This is a genomic window from Brevundimonas diminuta 3F5N, assembly GCF_900163625.1.
In the GTDB taxonomy this organism is placed as follows: Bacteria; Pseudomonadota; Alphaproteobacteria; order Caulobacterales; family Caulobacteraceae; genus Brevundimonas; species Brevundimonas diminuta_A.
In genome coordinates this window covers 1-5,959 of sequence record NZ_FUIE01000047.1, presented here as the reverse complement: position 1 = coordinate 5,959, position 5,959 = coordinate 1, and the positions used below count along the sequence as shown (strand labels likewise).

The 5,959-nt window shown below is 62.8% G+C and carries 5 protein-coding genes; 3 read left to right on the top strand and 2 right to left on the bottom strand.

What is annotated here, in order from left to right:
* Both FM111_RS09100 and FM111_RS09095 read right to left on the bottom strand, forming a co-directional pair.
* A partial coding sequence (locus tag FM111_RS09100) for an outer membrane protein (protein ID WP_143276079.1) occupies window positions 1–774 on the bottom strand: 774 nt, incomplete at its 3' end.
* Window positions 775–932: 158 nt separating this feature from the next.
* Entirely contained in the window at window positions 933–3,137 is a 2,205-nt protein-coding gene (locus FM111_RS09095) for an AGE family epimerase/isomerase (protein WP_087140645.1), read from the bottom strand.
* 136 nt (window positions 3,138–3,273) lie between these two features.
* On the opposite strand from FM111_RS09095, the gene argB reads away from it, so the two are divergent.
* Genes argB through dapD form a run of 3 tightly spaced genes read left to right on the top strand, consistent with a single transcriptional unit; the run spans window position 3,274 to window position 5,779 of the window.
* Window positions 3,274–4,203 (top strand): acetylglutamate kinase, encoded by a 930-nt coding sequence (argB, locus tag FM111_RS09090; protein ID WP_087140646.1) that lies wholly within the window; start codon window positions 3,274–3,276, stop codon window positions 4,201–4,203.
* Entirely contained in the window at window positions 4,200–4,913 is a 714-nt protein-coding gene (locus FM111_RS09085) for a pyrimidine 5'-nucleotidase (RefSeq protein ID WP_087140644.1), read from the top strand. The genes argB and FM111_RS09085 overlap by 4 nt, the downstream gene beginning before the upstream one ends.
* Window positions 4,910–5,779, top strand: a complete 870-nt coding sequence (gene dapD / locus FM111_RS09080; protein WP_087140643.1) for a 2,3,4,5-tetrahydropyridine-2,6-dicarboxylate N-succinyltransferase — start codon at window positions 4,910–4,912, stop codon at window positions 5,777–5,779. Before FM111_RS09085 ends, dapD begins: the two co-directional genes overlap by 4 nt.
* Window positions 5,780–5,959: the final 180 nt, after the last annotated feature.

Here is a 5,959-nt window from a genome sequence, read left to right as displayed (position 1 = left end):
GGGCGAGACCCAGCCGGCCAAGGCCACCGGCGACGGCGTGCGTGAGCCGCTGAACGCATAGCGCAGGCCCAGCGTCACGGTGTGCGACTGGTCGTAATCGCCTTCCAGGGTGCCGAACGGAATGGCGCCGGCGCCCGACGTCGTCGTGTCGAACTCAGCGTCGCCGGTCAGATAGCGATAGGTCAGGTCGATGTTGGTGCGGTCGCCCACGGCCCAGGCCAGACCGGCGATCGCCTGAGCGGCGAACTTGGTCGAGCTGTCGTCAGCGGTCAGCGTCACCGCCGGAGTCTGGCGCAGACGGCCGACCGTGTCGACGTTGACGCGGTTCATACCGACGCCCAGGCCGACGAACGGACGGATGGTCCAGTCCGGCGAGCCGAAGTCGTACAGGACGTTGGCCATCAGAGTCGTCGACTCGATGTCGCCTTCCGGCGAGTGGCACGGGCCGGTGGCCGGCGTCAGATTGCACAGGCCTTGCGAACCCGAAACGGCGCGCACCGTGCCGATGTCGCCCGAGCGGTAGCCACCCTCGAGTTCAACGCGCCAGTTCGGGTTGAAACGGTAGCCCAGGCGAGCGAAAGCCGCCCAGCCGTCGTTGACTTCCCAGTTCCAGCTGTGGCCGGTCGCGGACGCTTCCGTGTTGATGTCGTCGATGATGTGGTAGCCGGCGTCGATCGCGCCGTACCAGCCATCGGGCTCAGCCGAAGCAGCGCCGGCCGACAGGGCCAGGGCGGCCGCTGCGCTCGACGCCAGGATCAAACTCTTGACACGCATAGGATGCGGCCCTCCGAGGTTATTGATAGGTGGGCGATTAAGTCACCGCCTGAGGCGACCCTTACCAGCGTCACCATAGCCGGTCGAGCACGAAACGCTCACTAGCAACTTCAAGCAACACAAGCGTGTTCCAAAAGCTACAAAAGCCAAGCGCCTCTTTAGCTCAGCGCAAGTGAGGGAGTGCCGTCTCCCAAGGTTCCCGCTTCAACGACCTGCGTAAAGGCAGAAACAATATGATACAATGAACTGGCGGGAGCAGCTTCATCAATGAAGCGGCCGTTTTCAAGCCTCTTATCTCGCCAAAGCCCATCATCAGTCAGATATGTCCAAACGGCGCGCTGAGCGCGAGCCGCCTCCAAAAGAAAACGATTCTCTTCTGACGGGCACAGATCAGCAAGAAGCAGGGAAGCTTTCAGCCACTCCGTCTGAGGCCATAGACGGGCACGCCGTATGCGGATCCCCCCCTCCTCATCTAAAGCATCCACGGCAACTTGGCCGCGCGCCCCCACCCCTTCCATCCCTCGGTCGAATAGAGTCCTAGCGGCCGTCAACCACCTCTGATCTCCACCGGGACGATGCAAGCGCGCCAACAACCAGGCCCACTCGAATTGATGGCCAGGCTCAATAAGACGCCCTTTCTCACCGAGAGCAGGCGTCCAGTCAGGCTCAAAAAATTCCCTCAACCGGCCGGTCTTTGAATCCATGAAAACGGTTGTGGCAAGGCTCGCAATCTGCTCGGCAAACGCACTCCATACCGGATCGCCACTAACTTCGAACCAAGCCAGGGCCGCCTCCAGCAGGTGCATATGGGCATTTGACTGGTACGGCCGCTCTCCGGTTTCGATGACCGCTCCATTGCCATCCATCCTTTCAAGCAAGCGCTTTCTTACCTCGTGAGCGACCGCCGCAGCGCGCCCATCCCAGTCGATGCCGGCCCTCTGAGCTGTCGCCAACGCAAGCAATAGAAAAGCTTGGTCATAGACACGGAAATCTTCATCCATAGGGGCGCCGTCATGCGCCACCAATGCCCGCATCAAACCGTCCGGGCGGAGGAAAGTTCGTTCCAGATACTCAAATCCCTCCGTGACGCTCTTCCGCCAAGGTCCCTGCCATCCAAGCAAGCCGGCTTGCGCAAAAGCATATATCTGCCGCGCCTGAACGTGTGCGCGTCGCTGCGCCGCTACGCTTCGCCCATCAATATTGAGCAATTCTGCGAACGCTCCATCCTCGGCCTGCCCTATAGACGACCAGAGCGGTAATGCGCGCAAACGCAACCACTCCCTGAAGCGATGCGCACCACTTTCCAACGCCTCTACTTCGGGTTGGACGAAATCGATATGCTGAGGAGAAGATTTTCGTAGACGCTCCACCACCTTTTTCACATCTTGAGCTCGAGACAGATCGCACACTAAGACAGCGTCGTCTTCAACCACGATAGCCAGATTGCGGACCCCCAGCGCCGCAACGACCACGCCTTCCGGCGCTCGCGCCATGCACCCCTCAGCGTCCTCAAAAATATGCCCGCCGAACTCCCCTTCGCCAGTCGCCGCAACCGCGTCCCAGGTCCCGAGATCCGACCACTGGAAATCGACCGGCAAAACCCAAGCCCGATGCGTACGCTCCATTAGAGCGTAATCGATCGAGATTTTAGGCGCAGAACGGAAAGCCGGTCCGAGTTCGAATATACCCCCAACACCACCTTCAATAGAAGCTCGCGCCGAATGAAGAACATCTGGCGCGCAATGCGCAAGCTCATCAATAAGAGTTTTAGCAGAAATAATAAAATTTCCACTATTCCAAAGAAAACCCTTATTCATGTAATCTTTAGCTACATCTTTATCCGGCTTTTCAACAAAATGCTTTACGGCTGAGAGACCATTAGCAGCTGGTTGAATATATCCATAGGAAGTCGAAGGCTCGGTCGGCTTGATGCCCAAGGTGACAATATGTCCCTTTAACGCAGCTTCGCCTGCCTTTCGTACTGCTTCGCAGAAGGCGCCATGATCCGGAATATGGTGATCTGACGCGACAAAAACGTTCACGCCGTCCGCGTCGTGTTGTTCCGTCCATGCTGCGGCCGCCGCCATAGCGGCTGCCGAATCCCGCGCCTCAGGCTCAAGCAAGATTTGAGCAACAACGCCGATTTCATGAAGCTGATCTAAAATAGCGCTGCGATGCGCCTGGCCGCCAATAACAATAATGCGCCCGCCGTCGGAAACCAGCGAATTAGTCCTTAACACGGCTTCCTGAAAGAGAGAGCGGTTACCTGAAAGCGGGATGAACTGCTTAGGCCTTGAAGGACGAGAAGCCGGCCAAAGCCTGGTTCCCGCACCGCCGCACATAATGACAGGATATAATCTCATGCGAGGATGCCTAATCTGAATCGCGCAGAAAGGAAGTACCCGATCATAGAATTACGAAAGAATGACGACCCTCGCTAACTTCAACAGCACCTTGGCCCGTGACTCCCGCCGTCCTTGGGGCTATCGAGCGCGCACGATGATAGAGACTGATCGGCAATCCGAGGAACGCGGCTGGGAAACGGCGAAGACGCTCGCCGAGGCCCTGCCCTATATCCAAGTTTATGACCGCGAGACCGTGGTCATCAAATACGGCGGCCACGCCATGGGCGAGAGCGCCGTGGCCAAGCAGTTCGCCGCCGACGTGGTGTTGTTGAAGCTGATGGGCGTGAACCCCGTGGTGGTCCACGGCGGCGGCCCGCAGATCAGCGCCATGCTGGACAAGGCGGGCGTGAAGTCGGCCTTTGTCGACGGCCTGCGCGTGACGGACAAGGACACCATGTCGGTGGCCGAGATGGTCCTGTCCGGCGCCGTGAACAAAGAGATCGCCCACTGGATCACCGTCGCCGGTAAGGAAGCCGACGTGCGCGGCGTCGGCCTGTCGGGCAAGGACGCCGGCCTGCTGACGGTCGAGAAGACCAAGCGCACCAAGCGCGACCCCGACAGCATGATCGAGCACGAGGTCGACCTGGGCTTCGTCGGCGAGCCGACCAAGGTCGACCCCAAGCTGATCAAGGGCCTGATCGCCTCGGAGACCGAGGACTGGGTGCCGGTCATCGCCCCCATCGGCGTGGCTGAGGACGGCCAGACCTATAACGTCAACGCCGACACCGTGGGCGGGGCCGTCGCGGGCGCCCTGCACGCCAAGCGGATGCTGCTGCTGACCGACGTGCCGGGGGTCAAGGGCGCCGACGGCGAGATCATCCGCCAGATGACGCTGGACGAGGCCCAAGGCCTGATCGACGACGGCGTCGCTACCGGCGGCATGATCCCCAAGCTGGAGACGGCCATGGCCGCCATCCGCGCGGGCGTCGAGGCCGTGGTCATCCTGGACGGACGTCGCCCCCACGCCATGCTGGTCGAGCTGTTCACCGAGCACGGCGCCGGCACCCTGGTCAGACGGAAGTGACGGGTTCGGCGTCGAAGACGGCGCCTGAAACCGCGCCTACTGAAATCGGCGCGGACCTGCGCCATGTGCGGTCCTGGGTCTTCGACCTGGACAACACCCTGTATCCGCCGGAGACGCAGTTCCTGCGTCAGGTGGAGCAGCGCATCAACCAGTATGTCGTGCGCACCTCGGGTCTGGAATCGGCCGAGGCCCTGTCGGTGCAGCGCGGTTATCTGCACGACTACGGCACCTCCCTGGCTGGCCTGATGATGCACTATGAGATCGACCCGCATCACTTCCTGGCCGAGGTGCATGACGTGCCGCTGGACGTGCTGACGCCCGACCCCGGTCTCCATGCGGCGCTGGAGCGGCTGAACGGCCCGCGCCTCATCTTCACCAACGGCTCTGCCGGTCACGCCGAACGGGTGATGGAGAAGCTGGAGCTGACGCCCTTCTTCGACGGGGTGTTCGCCTTGGAAGACGCCGACCTGATCCCCAAGCCGGACCCGCGCACCTTCCACAAGATGCTGGCGCGCTTCGGCGTCGATCCGGCCACGGCCTGCTTCTTCGAGGACACGCCCAAGAACCTGGAGCCGGCGCGCGACCTGGGCATGACCACCGTCCTGGTCGGAACCAAGGCCTTCACCGCCGAAGGCGACCATATCCAACACCGGGCCGCCTCCCTCGGCCCCTTCCTGACCACCGCCATGCTGGACGGAGATCCGCAATGACCGACCTGACCCACCTGGAATCCGTCATCGAGGCCGCCTGGGAAGCCCGCGCCGAAGTCTCCGCCGCCACGCGCGGCGAGGTGCGCGACGCCGTGGACACCGCCCTGGCCCTGCTGGACTCCGGCCAGGCGCGCGTCGCTTCGCGCGGCCAGGACGGCGTGTGGAGCACGCACCAGTGGCTGAAGAAGGCGGTGCTGCTGTCCTTCCGTCTGAACGACAACGTCATCATGCGCGCGGGCCACGCCCCGACCCTGCCGCTGTCGGCCGATCATCCGGTCGCCGTCGGCCCCTTCTGGGACAAGGTGCCCAACAAGTTCGGCGACTGGAGCGCCGCCGACTATCAGGCCGCCGGCTTCCGCTCGGTGCCGGGCGCGATCGTCCGCCGCGGCGCCTATGTCGGCAAGAACGTGGTGCTGATGCCGTCCTTCGTGAACATCGGCGCCTATGTCGATGAAGGCTCGATGGTCGACGCCTGGGCCACGGTCGGCTCGTGCGCCCAGATCGGCAAGAACGTCCACCTGTCAGGCGGCGCAGGCATCGGCGGCGTGCTGGAGCCGCTGCAGGCCAATCCGACCATCATCGAGGACGGCTGCTTCATCGGCGCCCGCGCCGAGGTGGCCGAGGGCGTCATCGTGCGCGAGGGCGCAGTCCTGGCCATGGGCGTCTATCTGTCGGCCTCGACCAAGATCGTCGACCGGGCGACCGGCGAGATCTTCCGCGGCGAGGTTCCGGCCTATTCGGTCGTGGTGCCGGGCGCCCTGCCCGACCCGAACGGCGGCCCGTCGCTGTATTGCGCCGTCATCGTCAAGCGCGTCGACGCCCAGACCCGCGCCAAGACCGGCGTGAACGAACTGCTGCGCGACTGACGGCACGACGTTTTTTCGCTCGCCTTCCGGATCGCTCAAGGGCCTAATACGCCCCAGGGATCGGGAGGAGGCGGAAGATGAAACGGTTGCGCTGGCGCCGGGCGGCGGTGTCGATCGGAGCCTTGAGCCTGCTGGCCTTTCCCCTGGCCGCCTGTGGAGGTGGCGGCGGCGGGGCTGGCG